Source organism: Paracoccus sp. pheM1 (assembly GCF_018499825.1).
Taxonomy (GTDB): domain Bacteria; phylum Pseudomonadota; class Alphaproteobacteria; order Rhodobacterales; family Rhodobacteraceae; genus Paracoccus; species Paracoccus versutus.
The window spans coordinates 206032-223712 of sequence record NZ_JAGXCX010000001.1 but is presented as its reverse complement, the minus strand read 5'-3'; the positions used below and the strand labels follow the sequence as shown (position 1 = coordinate 223712).

27 protein-coding genes are annotated in these 17681 nt (G+C 64.1%); 3 read left to right on the top strand and 24 right to left on the bottom strand.

Annotated features, from left to right (window positions below; genetic code table 11):
* Positions 1-105: 105 nt before the first annotated feature.
* Together KF941_RS01185 and KF941_RS01180 are read right to left on the bottom strand one after the other, a co-directional pair.
* Positions 106-549, bottom strand: a complete 444-nt coding sequence (locus KF941_RS01185; RefSeq protein WP_214272360.1) for a GTA-gp10 family protein — start codon at positions 547-549, stop codon at positions 106-108.
* Positions 549-1004, bottom strand: a complete 456-nt coding sequence (locus tag KF941_RS01180; protein WP_214272359.1) for a phage tail tube protein — start codon at positions 1002-1004, stop codon at positions 549-551. The genes KF941_RS01185 and KF941_RS01180 overlap by 1 nt, the downstream gene beginning before the upstream one ends.
* 243 nt (positions 1005-1247) lie before the next feature.
* Between KF941_RS01180 and KF941_RS01175 the strand changes: the two genes are divergently transcribed.
* Complete coding sequence (locus tag KF941_RS01175; RefSeq protein ID WP_214272358.1) at positions 1248-1634, top strand: hypothetical protein; 387 nt, start codon at positions 1248-1250, stop codon at positions 1632-1634.
* Here KF941_RS01175 and KF941_RS01170 read toward each other — a convergent pair.
* A complete protein-coding gene (locus KF941_RS01170) occupies positions 1609-2019 on the bottom strand; it encodes a hypothetical protein (protein ID WP_214272357.1) in 411 nt (136 codons plus the stop codon). The genes KF941_RS01175 and KF941_RS01170 overlap by 26 nt on opposite strands.
* A gap of 60 nt (positions 2020-2079) precedes the next feature.
* Here KF941_RS01170 and KF941_RS01165 point away from each other — a divergent pair, with 60 nt between their 5' ends.
* Positions 2080-2433: a hypothetical protein gene (locus tag KF941_RS01165; RefSeq protein WP_214272356.1), complete on the top strand. Its 354-nt coding sequence runs from the start codon at positions 2080-2082 to the stop codon at positions 2431-2433.
* Here the strand turns inward: KF941_RS01165 and KF941_RS01160 are convergent.
* From KF941_RS01160 to KF941_RS01095, 14 genes are all read right to left on the bottom strand, one after another.
* On the bottom strand, positions 2430-2816 hold the full coding sequence (locus KF941_RS01160) for a DUF3168 domain-containing protein (RefSeq protein WP_214272355.1): 387 nt from the start codon (positions 2814-2816) through the stop codon (positions 2430-2432). The genes KF941_RS01165 and KF941_RS01160 overlap by 4 nt on opposite strands.
* Positions 2813-3142: a phage head closure protein gene (locus KF941_RS01155; protein WP_214272354.1), complete on the bottom strand. Its 330-nt coding sequence runs from the start codon at positions 3140-3142 to the stop codon at positions 2813-2815. Before KF941_RS01155 ends, KF941_RS01160 begins: the two co-directional genes overlap by 4 nt.
* On the bottom strand, positions 3139-3507 hold the full coding sequence (locus KF941_RS01150) for a head-tail connector protein (RefSeq protein ID WP_028710580.1): 369 nt from the start codon (positions 3505-3507) through the stop codon (positions 3139-3141). The genes KF941_RS01155 and KF941_RS01150 overlap by 4 nt, the downstream gene beginning before the upstream one ends.
* Positions 3504-3989 (bottom strand): hypothetical protein, encoded by a 486-nt coding sequence (locus KF941_RS01145; protein ID WP_028710579.1) that lies wholly within the window; start codon positions 3987-3989, stop codon positions 3504-3506. Before KF941_RS01145 ends, KF941_RS01150 begins: the two co-directional genes overlap by 4 nt.
* A gap of 64 nt (positions 3990-4053) precedes the next feature.
* Positions 4054-5271, bottom strand: a complete 1218-nt coding sequence (locus KF941_RS01140) for a phage major capsid protein (protein WP_214272353.1) — start codon at positions 5269-5271, stop codon at positions 4054-4056.
* Between the two features lies 1 nt (position 5272).
* Positions 5273-6145 carry a head maturation protease, ClpP-related gene (locus KF941_RS01135; protein ID WP_214272352.1) on the bottom strand — a complete coding sequence of 291 codons (873 nt, stop codon included), beginning with the start codon at positions 6143-6145 and terminating at the stop codon, positions 5273-5275.
* Between the two features lie 2 nt (positions 6146-6147).
* Positions 6148-7389, bottom strand: a complete 1242-nt coding sequence (locus KF941_RS01130) for a phage portal protein (RefSeq protein ID WP_147428956.1) — start codon at positions 7387-7389, stop codon at positions 6148-6150.
* A 1-nt stretch (position 7390) separates the two neighbouring features.
* Positions 7391-9097, bottom strand: coding sequence for a terminase large subunit (locus KF941_RS01125; RefSeq protein ID WP_214272351.1), 1707 nt, complete (start codon positions 9095-9097; stop codon positions 7391-7393).
* On the bottom strand, positions 9084-9575 hold the full coding sequence (locus KF941_RS01120; protein WP_036765397.1) for a hypothetical protein: 492 nt from the start codon (positions 9573-9575) through the stop codon (positions 9084-9086). Before KF941_RS01120 ends, KF941_RS01125 begins: the two co-directional genes overlap by 14 nt.
* A 268-nt stretch (positions 9576-9843) precedes the next feature.
* Complete coding sequence (locus tag KF941_RS01115) at positions 9844-10227, bottom strand: HNH endonuclease signature motif containing protein (protein ID WP_051419740.1); 384 nt, start codon at positions 10225-10227, stop codon at positions 9844-9846.
* A 97-nt stretch (positions 10228-10324) separates the two neighbouring features.
* Positions 10325-11083: a hypothetical protein gene (locus KF941_RS01110; protein ID WP_214272350.1), complete on the bottom strand. Its 759-nt coding sequence runs from the start codon at positions 11081-11083 to the stop codon at positions 10325-10327.
* A 375-nt stretch (positions 11084-11458) separates the two neighbouring features.
* Entirely contained in the window at positions 11459-13297 is a 1839-nt protein-coding gene (locus KF941_RS01105) for a DNA primase family protein (RefSeq protein ID WP_214272349.1), read from the bottom strand.
* On the bottom strand, positions 13294-13542 hold the full coding sequence (locus tag KF941_RS01100; protein WP_214272348.1) for a hypothetical protein: 249 nt from the start codon (positions 13540-13542) through the stop codon (positions 13294-13296). The genes KF941_RS01105 and KF941_RS01100 overlap by 4 nt, the downstream gene beginning before the upstream one ends.
* Positions 13535-14677, bottom strand: a complete 1143-nt coding sequence (locus KF941_RS01095) for a hypothetical protein (RefSeq protein WP_214272347.1) — start codon at positions 14675-14677, stop codon at positions 13535-13537. Before KF941_RS01095 ends, KF941_RS01100 begins: the two co-directional genes overlap by 8 nt.
* A 120-nt stretch (positions 14678-14797) precedes the next feature.
* On the opposite strand from KF941_RS01095, the gene KF941_RS01090 reads away from it, so the two are divergent.
* On the top strand, positions 14798-15127 hold the full coding sequence (locus KF941_RS01090) for a hypothetical protein (RefSeq protein WP_214272346.1): 330 nt from the start codon (positions 14798-14800) through the stop codon (positions 15125-15127).
* Here KF941_RS01090 and KF941_RS01085 read toward each other — a convergent pair.
* The 7 genes from KF941_RS01085 to KF941_RS01055 form a co-directional block, all read right to left on the bottom strand.
* Positions 15117-15305, bottom strand: a complete 189-nt coding sequence (locus KF941_RS01085) for a hypothetical protein (protein WP_214272345.1) — start codon at positions 15303-15305, stop codon at positions 15117-15119. The two genes, KF941_RS01090 and KF941_RS01085, sit on opposite strands and share 11 nt — an antisense overlap.
* Positions 15289-15501: a hypothetical protein gene (locus KF941_RS01080; RefSeq protein ID WP_214272344.1), complete on the bottom strand. Its 213-nt coding sequence runs from the start codon at positions 15499-15501 to the stop codon at positions 15289-15291. The genes KF941_RS01085 and KF941_RS01080 overlap by 17 nt, the downstream gene beginning before the upstream one ends.
* A gap of 1 nt (position 15502) precedes the next feature.
* The gene (locus KF941_RS01075) at positions 15503-16129 is read right to left on the bottom strand and encodes a hypothetical protein (protein ID WP_214272343.1); all 627 of its coding nucleotides are present in this window, start codon (positions 16127-16129) and stop codon (positions 15503-15505) included.
* A complete protein-coding gene (locus KF941_RS01070; RefSeq protein ID WP_240540183.1) occupies positions 16126-16440 on the bottom strand; it encodes a hypothetical protein in 315 nt (104 codons plus the stop codon). The genes KF941_RS01075 and KF941_RS01070 overlap by 4 nt, the downstream gene beginning before the upstream one ends.
* Positions 16433-16765, bottom strand: a complete 333-nt coding sequence (locus KF941_RS01065) for a hypothetical protein (RefSeq protein WP_214272342.1) — start codon at positions 16763-16765, stop codon at positions 16433-16435. The genes KF941_RS01070 and KF941_RS01065 overlap by 8 nt, the downstream gene beginning before the upstream one ends.
* 266 nt (positions 16766-17031) lie before the next feature.
* Positions 17032-17307, bottom strand: coding sequence for a hypothetical protein (locus tag KF941_RS01060; protein WP_116222056.1), 276 nt, complete (start codon positions 17305-17307; stop codon positions 17032-17034).
* 31 nt (positions 17308-17338) lie between these two features.
* A complete protein-coding gene (locus KF941_RS01055) occupies positions 17339-17626 on the bottom strand; it encodes a helix-turn-helix transcriptional regulator (protein WP_081750559.1) in 288 nt (95 codons plus the stop codon).
* Between the last annotated feature and the right edge of the window lie 55 nt (positions 17627-17681).

Genomic DNA, 17681 nt, shown 5'->3' with positions numbered 1-17681 from the left:
CGCACAGGGCGTCGTATTCTTCGTCTGTCAGAGGATCACCGCTGTAGTGCTTGCCGCCCTGCGAACGGTTCCAGCCGTCAACGCAGGCGCCGAACTCCCACCACGTCATTTCCTTGACTTGCGCCGGGGTGAAGCCAAGGGCCGCGCCGTTTCCGTAGAGGCGGGAGAAGCGGATTCGGCCTTCTCTCCCCCCGCCTTTTCCTCCCCCAATGGGTCGTGCTCCTTGGCGGCAAAGGCCCTGCTTATGATCGTGAAGGCAAGGAGGTTCAGGGCGGCGATATCTCCATCCTCGAAAGCCTGCTTGACCTTCCGGTCGGCGGTCTGACGATCCATCCCGGCGCCAATAAGGCCGAGGCGAAGGCAAGAAAGAACCTCCCTGACCTTGACTGGGGCATTCTCAAATCCGCCACGCTGTTCGTGGCCCTGCAAGAGCCGGTATCGCAAATCCAGAACGCCCGCTGCGGTCAGATCGTCAAGCGCCTCCAACTCCCCAATCCGAAGAAGGAACTCATCTTCGCCGCTCGGCCAGTTCCAAGCCATCGGCTCCATTACGATTCCTCAACGCTATGGAAGGTCAGTTCGCCATCAGAGACGACGGAAACCGTGGTCTGCGCCTTGTTACCACGCTCGCCGGTCACTTCGAACCCGGTCACATGGACCTTGCCCTGCCAGTAACGGCCATTGGTCGCGTCGTCAGGCTTGCCGATGTAGATGCGGGCGTTGACACTCTCGGCCGTGTTAAACGCTGCCCACCACTCGTCCACCGCCTCCGCAGCGAGAATGCCCGAGCCGTTGCCGCTGAAATCGAGACTTTCGACGCCACGTTCGATCCAGGACGGAAGTTCGGGATCGTCACAATCGGGCACATTGACCTCGGTCGTGTTCTTCGTGAACGAAACCGTGTGATTAGTCAGGCCGCAGGGGCGCAGATAGGTGCCGGGAACAGTTGCGCTCTCCAGGAAGATGGCAACCGTGCTGCCAACATAAGTAGTTGGTTTTGCCATGATAGGCTCCATTTGATGATTGCCCTGCCCACGGGCGCATGATGGGCGACCGGGATCAGCCCCGGATTTCTTCGATGCGGTCGCCCGCCCTCTCGCGGCAGGCTCGCGTCAAGCCCGCATGGATCTCGCCAGCGAGGAAGATCATGATGACGTTAGCCTTCGGTGACCACTCAAACGACCGAACAACGAACCATTTCCTTTGGCGAGGCATAGAACTATCTTTCGGCAACCATGGAGGATGCCTTGCACAAGTCCGTTCAAATCCTGATCGCAGCCGCCTGCATCGTCACAATCGCTGCGGGATCGCTCTGGCTGCATGACCGCAACCAAATGCGACAGGCTGCAAAAGCAGAGGCAGACGGGCAAAAGCGAGCCAAGGCGGAACAGATGTCATCCGAATGCCGGGCCAGCATTCGCAATTGGTATTCACCGGGATCGCTGCAATTGGCTGGAACCGAAGGAAACTTGATCGCCTGCACGAAGTCCATAGCCGGAACGGTAGGGGAAGCCGAGGATTGCACCGCGCTGATCGCGGCATGGAGCAAAAGCAAGAGTGCGCCCACTTTCGCAACCCGCGAACGTCTCAATTATTGCAAGGCGCTGGTTAGCTCGTCCAAGCCTTCCGAATAGCCCGGCTGATCGCAGACCGAACCCGGCGGCGGTTGGCCTTCCACGCCGGGAAGAAATACGGGTTGGCGGCCCGCGTCTTTGTCCCAAACTCCTGAATGCGGGCGTTCTGGAACCGTCCCCCGCTGCCATTAGTGACCATGGTCGTCGCATCGCCAGCCACCACCTTCACGCCGATGAAATCGCGCTCCCCCTTGCTGGTCGTGACCGAGTCTGCGTTCTCGACACGAATGGACCTGATCAAGTTGCCATCGTCGCGAGGGGCGAGGTAGCGGGCAGCCGTAGCAACCCCTTCGCCTTGGCGTCTCGCCTCTTGCTTTGCCGTCAATCGTACGTTGTAGAGGCGCCGGATCAGATCAGCCTCAACCGCTTCCAGTCCCTTAACCATTTTTGACTCCCAGAATCAGACGGTTGCCGGATAAGCTTCCTAAAACCACCGGAGGCCGATGTGACTACACCACAAGAGATATTCGACGCGATCAAAGGGCAGCAGCAGGCCATCACTGCGATTGCAGAGCAGCTTAAGGGGCTACTGATGTCCGGTTCGTTCACCCTCGCGGATGGAGAGGATCTTATCGACAAAATCGCGATGACAATGGCGAGCACCGATAAATCGATTGAGGACATCGAGAGCATTGAAGATGTCTTATCCATCGACCAAGAGGATGCCCTCTCGGACATGGCCGGCACAGCACACGATTTCGGCTCAGAGATCCTCATGCTCGTGATGGACAAAGTTAGGCAGATCGGCGGAAACCCAAACCTGATTTACAAGGCGGCTCAGGAGCGACACTATCCTTAACCCTCCACCATCGCCTCTACCTGCACCACGCCATGCGCCGACACGCCGTCAGGATCGTCCATGACGCGCACCAGCGTGACGCGCATCGGGTGCATGGTCAGCGCGTCGGTATCTGCCCAGCCATGCAGGGCGGCCTTCACCTGGCCAGCGATCTTGCCGACCTCGGCCTTGCTCGACATGCTATGATAGATGCCGATCTGGACGGTCCAGTCCTCGGCCTCGATGCATTCCGCATCCGCCGCCACGCCATAGAAGGTGTCGAAAGCGGCATAGGGCGTCTCGTCGCCCTCGGTGGCGCGGTCGAAAACGCGACCTCCCAAGGCTGGCACCTGGACGATCAGCCGGGCGCGGATCGTCTGGATCAACGGCTCTATGTCGATCATCCGACGCACTCCACCAGCATCTCGAGGAAGGCCCGATCCTGCGTCTCCCGCGGATCTTCCTTCACGTCATAGGTCCGGCCGTCGATTACGATCCGCCATTCGGAAGTAATCCGCCGCGAGCCGGCAAAGGCCCGAACGGTGACGATGGCCGGGCTTCTGGAGACCAGCCGCGCCTGCATGACGCTCTCGCCGCCCCGCAGGTGCCGGACGTTCGCCCAGATCGTGAACTGATGATCATAGCGCTGGATGCGCTTGCCGTTGGCGTCGGTCTCCTTGAACGGCGCGCTGAACGCGGCCCGCTTGGTCAGAGCGCCCGCGCGGATCATGGGGTGCCGACCTGCGGCTCCGGCACCGGGTGAAACACCCGATACCCGGAAAGCAACGCGCGAACGGTCACCGGCGGCACGGCATCATCCGAGGTGCCGCCCTCGCCGCCGCGATCCTCGTACATTCGCTCAGCCAGCATCTTGACGGCCACCGTGATCGCCTCGTCCGCGACGATCTGATAGCGGTCATAGCCCGGCGCGCCCGGCGCCGGCAAATCGACCGCCGAGGCATAAATGGGCCGCCCGATCCAGTTCCGCACCTGAAGTTCGGCAGCCCGGCCGAACGCAGCGATGATCGAATCCTCCTCGGTATCCGCTGGATCGACCCGTAGGTGCAGCTTCAGATCGGGCAGAGCAACGATCATTTCGAGCCCTTGCCCTTCGGGGCGTCCTTGGCCTCGGTCGCCGCATCCTCGGCAGCAGCGGCGGAAGCCACCGTCGTCTGATCCAGATCGGCATTCGCCTTCTCCCGCGCATCGAGTTCGGCCTGACGCTGTTTCAAAGAGGCTTCCAGATCGTGCAGGCGCTTGGCATCCGCCTCGAGCTGTGTGGCACGTTCCTCGAGCAGCTTCTCCCGCGCATCGAGCTCGAGACCGGCCGTGGCGCTTTCGATTGGCTGGGGCGCCTCGGGCAAGGGCGCGAAACCCGGCGTGACGCCGACCGTCTCGACCTTCAGGTATTCCTCCTGCGCCTTGGTGGCGGCCGCAATATCCTCGGCGCGGGCCGGGACGAAACGCTTGGTGGCCAGCAGCTTTTTCGCCGCATCGTCGTCAACCTCGACGATGCCGCCGGCCTTGACCCGGCCATAGGCGCCGATCGAGCCGCGGAGCGCTTTCAACTTCGGCATGTCCGTATTCCTTTCGTGAAGGGAGTTGCGGCGGGCGCAGACGATGCCGCGCCCGCAACCATGATCAGCCGCCCGGGGCGGTGTAGTAGCAGAGCGCCAGCGGGCGCTTGACCACCACGACGCCGCGCTTCTCACCGCGCACGGTCAGCATGTTCTTGTCGAAGTTGTCGCGGTTCTCCGACGACAGCAGGATCTCGATGTCCTGGCGCTGGTAGTAGGTGGCGGCCAGCTTGAAGGCTCCGGTCAGGAAATCGCCTTCCGGCATGTCCTCGGTATCGACCACCCGACGACCCCAGAGGCGCGGCGTCGGCGTCTCCATGAAGGGGTTGCCGAAGATGTAGCGCCCGGTCGTGTCCTTCAGCATCTCGGCCGCGGCCCAGTCCCAGATATTCAGGACATGTGCATCGACGACATAGCCCGCCGCCGACACCTGCAGCATGGCAAGGCGCAACCGGTCGAGGATTGTCGCGCCAGAGGGCTCGCGGGCGGTCTGGCCATAGGCCGTGGCATTGGTGATCAGGCCCGAGAAGTTCTCTCCAGTGCCGTCGCCCGCCAGGATCTGCGCGTTCTCGACCTTGTTGACCTCATAGGTCAGCGTGGTGTCGATATCGGTCCGCAGCGCCGGGATGTCATCCAGCATATGCTTGTGGATTTCCATCCGGCCGGCGATGGTCTTCACCTCGGCCGATTCCGAGGTCCAGGTCTTGTCGATCAGCGGCTTCACCGTGGTGCCGTCATCCGGCACGATGCCGGCGGCGCCCGTGCGCGATACCTCGCGGAAATACTTGATCAGCGGCTGGCCCGTCTCTCCCACCGTGATCAGGTCTTTCACCACCAGCTTCTTGTCGGGCTCGGCGATGATCTCGGGCTCGCGGCTTTCGGGCAGCAGCTCGCCGGCAGAGCCAGGCAGCGAGGTGATGGCGTTGAAGAAGCCCAGCGACACGTCGCCGTTCACGCCGCCCTTGGCCGCGGCCTTGATCTTCTCCTCGGCCTCGGCAACCACCAGCTGGCCCAGCGATTTCGCGCCACCGGCACCGCTGCGGCGGCCGCTGGCGAAGCGCTGTGCGAGATCACGGGCGGAAGCCTCCATGTCGTCGAGGCGGGTTTTCAGATCGCCCTGCTCGGCAAGTGCCTTATCGACATTCGCCTTGGTCTCTTCGGTCAGGCCGCCAAGGCGCTTCGCCTCGTCCAGAGCATTCTGGGCGCTGCGATTGATCTTGTCGGTGACCTTGTCGAATTCGGCTTTGAACTCGCCGAACGCCTGTTCCATGTCAAAGGCCATGTCAGTTCTCCATCTTGGCCGTTAGCGATTTGGCCCACCCGGTCAGGTTGGCCATGGTCTCGACAGCGCGCGGCATGTCGTCGTCAGCAGCGCTCGGCTTGCTGGTAAGAGCCTTGAAAAACGCGCGACGCTCGGACCTGGGCATGCCACCCAACGCCATAGCCGCTTCGGCGCGGCGATTGCGATGCAGGCCCTGAACTTGCGCCTTTGCCCCACTCGAGGACGTGATATGATCCGCTTCGAGCAGGTCGTCGGCAAATCCCTGCTCGACAGCCGCTCGCCCCGACACCCAGAACTCTTTATCCATCCTCGTGCCGATTTCCGCGGGATCGATGCCAGTGCGAACAGAATACAGGTCCGCCAGAACCTCGTCGAAGGCCGCCAGCTGACCGGCAACGGTCATCAGGTCGTTCCGATCACCTACAGCCCACACCCAGGTGTTGTGGATCATCAGGAAGCCGGCCCGGGCGATTTCAACGCGGTCCCCGGCCATGGCGATCACCGAGGCGGCAGAGGCGGCAAGACCGACGATGCGCACCGTCACATCCGCCTTGTGCCCGCGCAGCATGTTGTAGATCGCCAGCCCCTCGAACACATCGCCGCCCGGGCTGTTGATGTTGACCACCACCTCGCGCTCGCCGGCAGCGCGCAGCAGCGCCCCCACCTTGCTCCCGGTCACGCCGTAGCCGTCCCAGGTGTCGCCGATCACATCCATAACGTCGATGGTGAAGGGGCCGCTATCATCGCCCACAGCCTCGGCGCGGGCGCGCAGCTCGGGCTGCCATTTCTCGAACGCCTTGGGCGGGGCGCATTCGGCGCGCACGTCATCGGGCCGCACACCGAAATGCGCGACCGGCATATGGTTCTTGGCCATCGTCACTTCCCCTTGAGAATCATGTCCATGGGCTTCATGGCGCCCTGCATCCACAGCAGATCGGCCGCGCCGCCCTCGCGCTCGATGTTGAGCTTGTCGCGCGCCTCGTCGGGCTTCATGACGCCCATCGTCACCATCGCGCGGATGAAGTCCGCCTTCGCCTTGCTGTCCATCTGGAGCATGGCCTCGCGGTTGAACTCGGCGTAGGTGTCGCGCTGCTCGCGCAGCGGGATCAGCTGCTTGCGAATCCGCTGCTCGACCTTCTTCAGCACCGGGTTGATGCCGAGCTGCATCCAGGACAGGAAGATTGCCTCGACCCCGGTCCCCCACATGGTCTGCCCCTCGGCCGAATGACCGATGACGATGGGCGGCACCCCGAACCAGCGGCAAACCTCCTCGATCGAGAACCGCCGCGTCTCCAGCATCTGGGCATCGTCCGGGTTCAGCGTCAGTTGCTCGAACTCCATCCCCGCCTCGAGGATCATCAGCTTGCCGGCTTTGGTCGATCCGGCGTATTCGCTCATCATCGCTTGCAATTGCGGGCGCTGTTCGGGCGAGATGCGCTGGTTGGTCTTCAGCACGCCCGAAGCCTGCATGCCCGAGCCGAACATCTTGGCCGAGGCCTCGTCGGCGGCCATGGCGGCGCCGAGCGACTGGGTGCCCCAGCGGATCGGCGACATGCCCTCGTCGCCGCCGAAGCCCCAGCCCCGCAGATGGAACATGTCTTCGCGGCCGATGACGCGCGGGCGCGACGTGCCGGGCTCGCGCACCTCGTAGAACAACTCGCCGCTCACCTTGTTGCGGAACGGCCGGACATGGGTGGCGGGCAGCGGCACCAGCGAGGATGGCCGGCCGTTGACCCGGTCGATCTCGGCATAGGCGTTGCCGGTGGCCAGCATCCAGGAGAACATGCCCTCCCAGAACTCGACCGGCGTCTGGTCGGCATTCGGCGACAGGCTGATCAGGTCGGCCAGCGCCCCGTCCTGCCGCTGCCGTCCGCCAGCGGTCTTGCGATAAAGGTCCAGCGGCAAGGACGCCATGGCCTGGGCGCTGCGCACGATGCAGGCCCATACTGCCGAGATGGTCAGCGCTGCCGACAGCGTCACCACCTTGCCCGAGGCATTGCTGGCGACGTAATAGCCGAGGTCGCCGCCTTGCAGGGTGAGACGCTGTTCCTTGGTCAGATCGGACAGCGCCGCCATCGGCCTGCCGAAGCGATCGACGATGCCCCGTGGCAGGTCCATCTCAGATCACCATGATCGGGTTGGCCAGGAAGTCGCCGATCGGTGGCGCGGCCTGCGGGTTGTTGAACATCAGCATCGCCGCATCGAACGCCGCCATCAGGGGATCGATCTTGGCAGCGCCGGAGGCCTGCTTCGTCACCATGTAGTTGCTCCCCTTGAGTTCCTGTTTGGCGTTGCCGACCGCCCAATTCATGATCGGCTGGTCGGCGTGAAGCATGCGCCGCGACTCCAGCTTCAGCGGCACCGTCGAAATCGCGGTCTGGAGCTTCCAGCCCTGCTGCACCGCCTGCACCAGGGGCGAGACCATGCCCATCTCCTCAAGCGCATCGAGCAGAAGCGCGATCCCTGCCGCGTCGAGGCCGATGCCGCCGGCCTCGGGCAGCCGCCCGGCCAACCGCACCCGGTCGCAGATCTCGGCAGCCTCGGCGGCCTGCAACTCGGGCGAGGACACGACGCGCAGGTCGCCGTCTTCCTCAAACCCGCGCAACGCGTCGGCGATCTGCGGCCTGGACTTGAACACCGTCTCGCGCGCCCAGGCGCGAACCCATAGCAGCCAGACCTTGTCCCGCGCCCGCCTGCCCAGCACAGCGAGCGCCGCGAGGTCGTCGGCGCCGCCCCAGTCCACGCCGATGGTGCAGACCTCGCTTTCGTCCAGCAGCCGGTCGAGGGTGATCCAACCCGCTGCGGCCGGTTCCCAATGCACCGCGCCAGACCAGGCATCGCCGCCGAGGCCAACGCCGATCTCGATGTTGAGATGCTGGCTGGCCCAGATCTGCTCGGCCTCCTTCGAGACCTTGCCATTGTTCTCGTAATCGTCCTCGAGTGCCTGTTCGTCGATCGACAGACCGAGATTCGGCAAGACCAGATGCCAGTTGTCCCGGTCGCGCCAGTATTTCTCGTTGCGCTGGAGTTCCTCAGGGAACTCATAGAGCACCGGCAGCATGATCGGCGATGATCCGGCCTTACCGTCGCGGATGGCCCGTGCCTTCTTCAGCTCCGACTTCCAGATCCCCGTCGGCATCTCGTCCGACTGGGTGGTGATCATCAAGACCTTGCCGCGCACCTTGGTGATGCCGCCGCCGCGGATCTGCTGCATCACCTTCGCCGCCTTGGCCTTCTTGCCCAGCTCGTGCAGTTCGTCGATGATCGTCAGCACCGGGATTTCCCCGGTGACGATTGAGGTATCGAAGGTCTTCACCTCCAGCTTCGAGCCGGTCTTGCGCCGGGTCACCGTCTTCAGGTGCTCCTGGACCTTGAAGATCAGCTTCAGCTTGTCGTCCAGGTTGATCATCCCCTGCGCCTGGTCGAAGCAACGCTCTGAGATGTTCTGGCTCGGCCCCACCAGCAGCATCTGCCGGTTCGGCGCCTCCTCCATGTAGAGCGCCGTCAGGCCGAGCGCCGCCACATAGGTGGATTTCGAGTTCTTCTTCGGAACCATGCAGAGCAGTTCCCAGACCAGCTCGCGATGGGTCTCCGGATCCTCGCTGGCGAAGAACACCACCAGGATGGTCTTGAACCAGTCGCCGCAGGCCTCCGACATCGGCGGATTGCCTGGCACGTCCGGCAGTCGCAACCGGTTGAAGAACGCCAGCACCCGTGCCGCCTTCGCTTCGTTGACCGGCACATCGGCGATCGGCACCTCGCCGGCCTGAAGCTTTTCCCACCAATCCGGGCAAGCGAAGCGCGGCAGAGCCTCAATGGCGGACATTGCCCCCGCCGCCCTTGGTCTCCAGGTCCAGCTCTTTCATCAGCGCGGCGTCGGCATCGAGCGCCAGCACCTCGTCGAGCACCTTCTTGCCCAGCTTTTCCTTGGGCTCGGGCTGATCCTTAGGCCGCGACGCATAGGCGCGTTCCGCCTCCATCTGGTCGAACCGATCCAGCAGCCGATCCACCTGGCGCATCGCGCCGACATTGCCGGACTGGGCGGCGGCAAGCGCCAGCTCCAGCCGGCGCGCGTCGAGCATGTCGCGCGCCACCGGGCGAATCTTCAGCTCCTGAAAAAAATTCCGCCGAAAAGTCGGCAGCGACATGCGCAGCACGGCCGCGATCCGTTCATTGGACCAGCCGACCGCAAGCAACATCTTGACTTTATTGCGATCTTCCGGCGTCGCCACCTTGCGGGGACGGCCGGGCTTGCCGGACCCCGCTTCAACGGGGTTTCCGAACAGGTCGAAAACCTCTTCCATCAGAAAAAAATCTCCAGATGAGGGGGGCGCGGGTCCGGGCCGGATTGGCCCCCTGACTTTCGACCCACCCCCTCCTTTGGGGGTCCGAGGGGTCGATCTGCCCGATTTCGAGGCATTTTCGACCGGATCGGGCTGATTTCGAGGTCGGCGCGGTGATCCGCGCGGTCACGCAGCGGTCGGGCCTCCGCATCCTTGGCACCTCGGCCCCGTCACCGCCGATCCGCACCACGGGCATGGCTTCGACGGTGCCTGCCCGTTGGCCGGCTGCCTAACCCCGACCGACATCGCCGTTGGTGGCGCTATGATTGGCGGCACCTGCGCGCTCCTCTGCCTGCTTGTCCCGATTGTGGCAGGTCGCGCAAAGGCATTGCAGATTGCCCGGATCGAAGAACAGATCACGGTCGCCGCGATGCGGACGGATATGGTCGGCCACCAGTTCGCGGCTTTGACCAATGACGCCACAGCGGGCACAGGTGAACAGCGCAGACGCAAGGCAATCCCAACGGAGCCGCTGCCACTCTGCCGTCTTATACCACTTGCGCCATGGCACTATCTGGTCCCGGCGCTTGAGCCGATCCGGCCCGGCACCGATGGACGTTACGCGCGCCGACAACGAGCCAACGCGCGGTGCGAGTTGCTTGAGCCTGCCCATCGATACCCCGGAAATGACAACGCCCGCTCGGGACATGATCCCTGCGGGCGCAATTCGTGATACTATGCAATTCTGTCTCACAGACGGACTTAAGCCGTCAAGAAGTTTTTTTGCCCCGATACCCGATCATGCGGTCCAGTGCCGCGCTCAGCGCTTCTGCGACGGCTTTCCTGTGGTCGCCCTTCACTGCCCACCCATGGCTCGCCAGCACTTCGTCCAGCGTGCAGCCCTTGATGCAGACCATGTCCACCAGCACCCTGTCCATGATCGGGCCGCGGGGCGTTTCACCCCGAGCAGTGGGGCGGATGCGGCGCACGGTCATGGCGGCGCTGAAGCCGATGCGATTGCGCAGGATCGTCAACTCCTGGGCGATATCGAGATGCCGGTCCATCCAGCCCATGCTGTCGCCGCCCGCCCGCGACGCATCGAGCCGCGAGACCTTGGTGCCATCGGCCGCTGCCAGTTCGACCAGCGCCGCATAGCGGCGGCCCATCGCGATCTGGCCCGGCGTCAGGGGGCACGGCTTCTTGCGGCGCCGGGCCGAGGCGGTCATCCGGTCGAACACGTCGGCGGCGCGGACACTGGCGCGATGCCCGAATCCTGTCGGCGCCGCCGCCCATTTCTCCAGGCCGCGATCATCGACGCCGTTCGGCACCATGGTCAGCTGACGTTCAACGACGAACGGGCCGCGCGCCGGGGCGGCAATGGTATCCGGGCCGCATTGATCGGGGATCGCGCTGGCGCCCCGGATGGCGGCAAGCCGAGCGGCTTCCTCGGCTTTCCGGGCATCCCGAGCCTCCCTTGCGGCCATGATCAGCGACTTCCCCGCTTCGGCCTTCTGCGCCGCTCTCAACATATTGTGGTCCCTCTTGCTCATCATACTGCCTATTGTTTCGGTCGCTGTTTCTTCAGGGAGGATAGGGAGGATCGGATTATCTTGAGGGATGATTGAGGGAGGTATTTCAGAGATGATTATCTTTAGATTACAGACAGTTGATGCCGTCAGGGAGGATAGGGAGGCAAAACCGGGTCCACGCATATGGGGCCTTCATCACCCCAGACCCCTTCCCTTCTCGCGCATACGCGTATGCGGGAATTTTCCTCCCTATCCTCCCTGACGCCCCGAACCCCTTGTAATGTCGTCGGAAAACACGGGGAGGCAGACCCTCCCTTTCCTCCCTGGAGGGAGGCAAATTCCTCCCTCATGCCAGTCGGAACAGGGGTGCGGGGATCACAGACCGCCATCTTGGCCTCCGCTGCGACCAGCGATGGGACGGCCGTTCGCGTCGCGCGGCGCGGTTCGGAAGCGGTGCCCGAACTCCATCGAGAAGCGAATGCCGTCATATCGCATGATGCCGTTCGACTTGCGTTCGGAGAACTTCTTTCCGGTGCTCGGACTGACCCATCGGCGCATCTTGTCCTTGATCTGGCGCTGGATCGTGCCCTGCTGCCAGACGTTTCCACCTTGCTCGTCCTGCCAAAGCTGGAAGGCGAGCGCGAGGTCTTTTGCCGTCTCGCTGTCCTCGGGCTGCCCCGAGACAACGCAACAGGTCTCAAGGAAGAAGCCGAGTGGGTCGCTCTCCTCGCGGTATTCGTTGGTCGCGCTGAGGACAGCCTGCGGCTCCTGCAACCCGCCTTCCAGGTAGTCTATCAGCCCCTCGATCAGCCAGTTGAGGATGCCGGATCGCTCCTCCCATAGCTTGGCACCGAGGTCTGGGTCACGTTCCTTTGGCGGAATGGTCACGTCAAAGGGCACGATCAGCAGCCTGCGCCAGATCCCGTCGTCCCGGCCGCGCACCTCGGGGCGATAGTTGCCCTGGATGGTGATCTTGAACTTGGGCGTGACCTCGATCTGTTCGCCGAAATTCGGTCGCACGTTGATCGGCTCGCCGCCGGTCAGCTGCTTGATCAGCCCCTCGCGCAGCTTCTCACCCTCCTCGGGCTCGGACGTGCGCACCATGCGGGCGAGCATCAGCGGCACCAGGTCCGGCGTCGCGGCCGAGCCGTCCTTCTTGGTCGATCCGGTCAGGGTCTCGATCCGCGCCGTGGCGGCGTAATCGCCAAACATGCGGGCGATCAGATCGACCAGGACGGATTTTCCGTTGGCGCCGAGCCCGTAGAAGAAAACCAGCTTCTGCTCGCCGGTCAGCGCCGTAGTGTTAAGGGCGAACCAGCGCTGCACGAAGCGCCTGACCTCTGGATCGGGCAGGATGCGGGCGATGAACCTGTCGAAGATCGGCCGCTCTGCATCCGGATCGTATCGCACCGGCATCATCTTGGTGATCAGCTGATCCCGGGCATGCGGCACGAACTCCATGTCCGCCATGGGGCTCATGCCGCTTTCGGGATCGCCCGGAATGACCGAAAACCGCATAACGCCGTTCTCGCAGCAGACATCCAGCGGGGCGGCATTCAGCTGATCGAACGCCACCGCCAGGCCGACGCCAGCTTCCTTGATCAGCGCGTCGATGCGCGTCGTATTCCCCGAGGTCTTCGCCCAGCCGTGATGATCCTTGCGAACCGAGCCCATCACCTTCTCTATTCCGGCCAGCCGGGCGAGCTTGGGTGCCATGCTGTCCAGCTCCTGCTGCGCGGCCTTCGCCTCCTCGCCCTCGGCATTGATGAGCCGGCTAAGCTCGCGTTCGCGGCGGCGCAGTTGCACGCCGTCCTCGAGGATCTGCATCTGCCAGTCCTCAAGCCGAAGGTGAGGGATTTCCCGCGATATCAGATCACCCAGCATCTGGGCACGGCGTCGAACCTCTATGCCGTCCTCGTCCTTCTGCCAGCGCTGGCCGGTCCAGACGTGCCAGCCATATCGGGGCACATGGATCAGCTCGTCCCGGTAGTGGCGGGCATAGCGCTGGCCGTTGCCATGGTCGTTGAGCGGATATTGCGCGCAATCGGCAAACGGATCGTCGGGCCGGTCCTCGGAAGGGGTTCCGGGGGAATGCCCGTTCCCGTCCCCGGACGCTGCCTCCGGCTCCATCCCCTCGGGCAGATCGACCTCTTCGGCATTGCTCATCACGGCCCGGACCTGCCCGAGCGCGTCGTCATCGCTCCTATCGGTCATTGCAGCCGCTCCGGATCGATCCGGGCGTCACCCACCGCGCGCAACCGCTCGATCTTCGCCCGGATCAGGTCAAGGAACGGGCCGGTCTCGTCGCTGCAGCTGACCACGATTTCCGCAATGAGGTCCGAAAGTGCGATGAACAGGCCGCGCGTTTCGGAAATCGACAGATCGTCGAGGCCCGCGATACCGCGAAACATCACCTCGAATCGGTTTGCGGCGTTCACAATCTCCTGCTCGTCACTCATCTCGCTGTCCCATCAGGATGTCGTTGAGATCGCGGCCATCGCCCGCGTGGACGATGTAGCCCCGCAGGCCCGGCCGCTTGATCTTGGCGCGCCGCAGGCCCGCGAGGAGCTTGGCGCGCGTCAGTTTCGGATCGCTGTCCCCGTCCTGGACGAAGATCAGCGTCTTGACCCAAGCCGGCGGCAGCCAGGCCTCGGAATCGTCCATGTCGGGCAGGCCGGCATATTTCAGGCCGGGGCCGCGCTGCATGCGCCCGGCCATGTTGCCCAGATCGACACCGCACCAATAGGCGCAGCGCCGAGGCATGGCCTCCGCGATCAGGGCGGAAAGGGTCGTCTCGACCCCCTCGGCCATGATCATGGTGTCGCAGTCCGACGGCGTCAGGAATCTGATGACGGCGCCCTTTTTCGAGCCCAGCACCTTCTTGCTGGGCAGCGTCTCGCCCGGCTTGCGCGGATCGGGCAGCAACAGCTTGCCCTTGGGCTGATCCAGATCGAGCCAGGTGCGATGCACCGCGGTGACCCGGTTTCCGGCATCGACAACGGCCGCGACCATCGCGGGGCCGACATGCACGGTCTGCCATTCCTGCGCCTTGCCCTCGACCGGGATCATGTAACGCGCCGCGGGATCGAAGCGCAGGACCTGCGGCAGGTCAGGATAGAGCACGGGATCGATACCGCGCAGGGTCAGGTAGTCTCGCACCAGCGTGCCCTCGGCCGGGCCGGCGGTGAACCAGATATCCCGCGCGGCGCGGATCGAGTTCTCGCGCGCGCGGCGGGCAATATCGTCCTGCTTGCGCCGATTCGCTTCGGCCTTGCGGCGCCGCTCGGCGCGCTCGGCATCGGAGAGGCCTTGCGCCGGGCCGCACAGCCATTCCAGCGCCGCGCGGAAATCCATCCCGAGCGCATGCTGGACCAGCGCGATCTGATCGCCCTTGGCGTGCGGCCCGCATTCCTTGCGGCACTGGAACAGTCCGGTCTGCAAATTGACCCCGAAGCGGTCCCGACCGCCGCATTGCGGACACGGCCCGACCAGCTCGCCGCCGGTGCGGACCAGGCCAGATAGCTCCAGCCGTGCAACGACATCGGCGATGGGCATGGCCTTGGCTTCGTCGAGGCGGTGATCGTCCTGCGTCATGGCTTGGCGACCTCGCCGCAGTTAAGCCCTACCACCGCCCTGAAATAGCTGTCTATTGTTGGGCACCGGGATTGCAGCCCGGTGCCCATAACCACCCCACGACGCGAAGGAACCAGCGGGATGGCAAACAAACTGAGCGATGAGGAAATCGCCGAGATGGCGGACGATATCGACAACCTGTATGGACTGCACCATGCCCATAGACGAACCGCAGGAGCGCTGGAGACCGCTCTCCTGGCGGTCTTGGATACGCTCGAAGACAAGTTCCCGGGCATGCGCGAAATCGTTGTCGCCGACATGCGCGAAGCGGCCGAGAAGCAACGATCATTCATGCGCATGCAGCAGGAAACCAACCCGGCCTGCGACATCAGCGAGGACGACATCGAAGAGGAGCTGGATACGCTCGAAGAGCTGATATTCAAGCTTGAGAGGCGCATGATCACCGAATAGCCCCGTCCGCTTGCAACTGATCATCGAGCCGGTTTTTCATCCGGCGCAGCGAACTTGCGAGCAGCAGAACCTCGCTCTCCAAGGCATTGAGGCGGCGCCGGAGCATCGCGTTCTCACGGATGAGATGGCCCTCAAGAGGCGTGTGCGCCCCGTTCTCGCGGCTATTGCTTGGCGACATTGGGACCTCCATTCATCGCGGTTTTCTGGGAAACCCGCCGATATTTCGGCCGGGACAGCACGTTGCGGGCCAGCTTTTTCAGATCGTCATGGGTTGATGGCGGCGTCAGCGCCAGAAGGTCGGCAAGGAAGTCCCCGACACCCTCACGGGCGCCCGCGCGATACGCATTGCCGTGGCGATCCCGGTGTGTGCGCATCTCACACCTTCCCGGCACGCGGACCGACCGCGGCACACACCGCATCGATCCTCTTGGACAGCGCCGAAATCCGGTTGGTGATATCCTTGCGCAAGACCTCAAGCCCTTCGGCCATGGCGGCATCGATCGCCTCGACCTCGCCGCGGATCGCGTCGATCTCCTCGTTTCCGCCCGCGGGTCCAAACAGCTCCTCACGCTTTTCCGCGACCCATCCCGCGGGAATGCCATTGCCCAGCTCGAACGCGAGGGTCGCGTCGGTCTGGCCGCCCCGATATCGCTGCGCCGAGACGTCATACGCCTCTTCCAGCGCCATGATGATCAGGCGTTTCTGTTCGCGAGACGCCTCAGGCGGATCGCACGTCTCGGCGCTGGTCTGGGCCACGGTCACCTCCTGCTTTTCCTGTTGTGCAAAGGCTCGCTTGCGGGCCGCGCAGGCCGGGCAATGCAACTTTCCGTTCCGAACGTCCCAGCCCTGCCCGGTCAGCTTCCTGTTGATCTGGCCGGCATTCGGCTTCTGGGCCCCGTTGGACCGGCCCAGATAGTCGCAGGTCACGACCTCTTCCCGACCGCAGTCGTCGCAGATGGCCCGCGCCCTGTTCGCGCCCTTTCCGGCAATGGCCTTGATCATGCCGCGCCTCGAGCCTTGTCCCAGGCCTCGGCCAACCGGCGGCGGTCCCAGTCGTTCATCACCTTGCGCGCCCGGTCATGCAGACCGCCATAGCAGCCCGGAACGGATACGCGGAAGGACAGGAACTGATCCGCCGTCTGGGTCAGCCCCAGCAGGCGCGGGTTCTCGCGCGTCACGCCCGGCATCAGGTCGCGCATGATGCCGACGACCATGTCGAGACCGGACCGATCCGTGATCGGCGGCCGGGACAGCACGCCCAGGGCATGGATCATCGCCTGGTCGGCGAGCGAGAGGCGCAGCGGATCAGCCATGGATATCGGCCCTCCCAGCATCATCGGGCCAGGTCGTGCGCTCGACCGCCCGGATCAGCCGATCACCGGCGGCCGCCAGATCGGGAACATGGCGGCGCAACTCGGGCAGCCCCGCCACGAAGGCGAGCATCTCACGCGACAGCTCATGATCCTGGCCGAATACCGACGTGATCCGGTCCACCGTCGCGTGGACGTCGTTCATGTTCACCGCGCCGATGCGGGCCGAATAGGCCACCGACAGCATCGACAACCGGGCCCGGATCGCCGCAATCGACATCAGCCGCGCCGCGGTGTTGCTTTTCAGATCTCGGGGATGGGCATACATGGTCAAATCCTCTTGGCGCGTTGATCGGCGGGGCGACCCGAGGGAGGAGGATTGGTCGCCCCGCCTGCCACGCCTTGACCCGCTGCCTCGATCCCGGCGTGTGTTTTTGCCCTGCCGCCTCAAGGTGGCTCTCGGCCGGGCCAGCCGCAGGTTCCACGATCCCGGTCAATCCCGCCCGAGGCGGCCGGAATCGTGACGGGTGGACCAGGTGCTGCGCCCCGGCTTACTCCCCCGCCCCGGGCAACCTGAAAGCCCGAAACCCATCATCACCCCCACATGATCTCGGCGTAGCGGGGCAGCGTCTGCATGGCGAAATCCACGGCATCGCCGCAGGGACGATGCGTGCCCTCGCGCCAGTTGCAGCCGGTCTGCTTGGTCACGCCGAAATGCTGGCCGCAGGCCTCGGCGGTGGCGAAGCTGACGATCATCAGCATCGACCAGCGCCGCAGGAAATCGTCGGTATCGCGCTGCGCGTGGACATGCGCACGGCGCCGGGCAGCAGCCGAGCGGCCGCGACCGCCGACCGGGGGCGTGAAGGACATTTGCCGCGAAGGCAGGACAGATCGGGGACGATCAGGGATTTTGCAGATCAGGGACATAAGGATGCTCTTGGGGTTGTGCCGCCGTGGCGGCGGGTTGAGGGAGTTGCGCGTCCCATGTGTCTGCAGGGTCAGGATCAACCCAGGACGAGACGGGAACAGCGCCGTTAGTGACTCGCTCGATCCTCTGTGCGAGCTTCAGGCTCGGCGTCACGAGCCCGCGCATCAGCTTGGACACGGTTCCTTGCCGCACCCCGATGCGCGAGGCGAATTGTGCCTGCGTTTCCTCAGAAGCTCTCAGATGATGTTCGAGCATAGTCATGGCGCATGATATGACTGTCGGGAATATTCCCGTCAAGCATTATATTCCTGTCGCG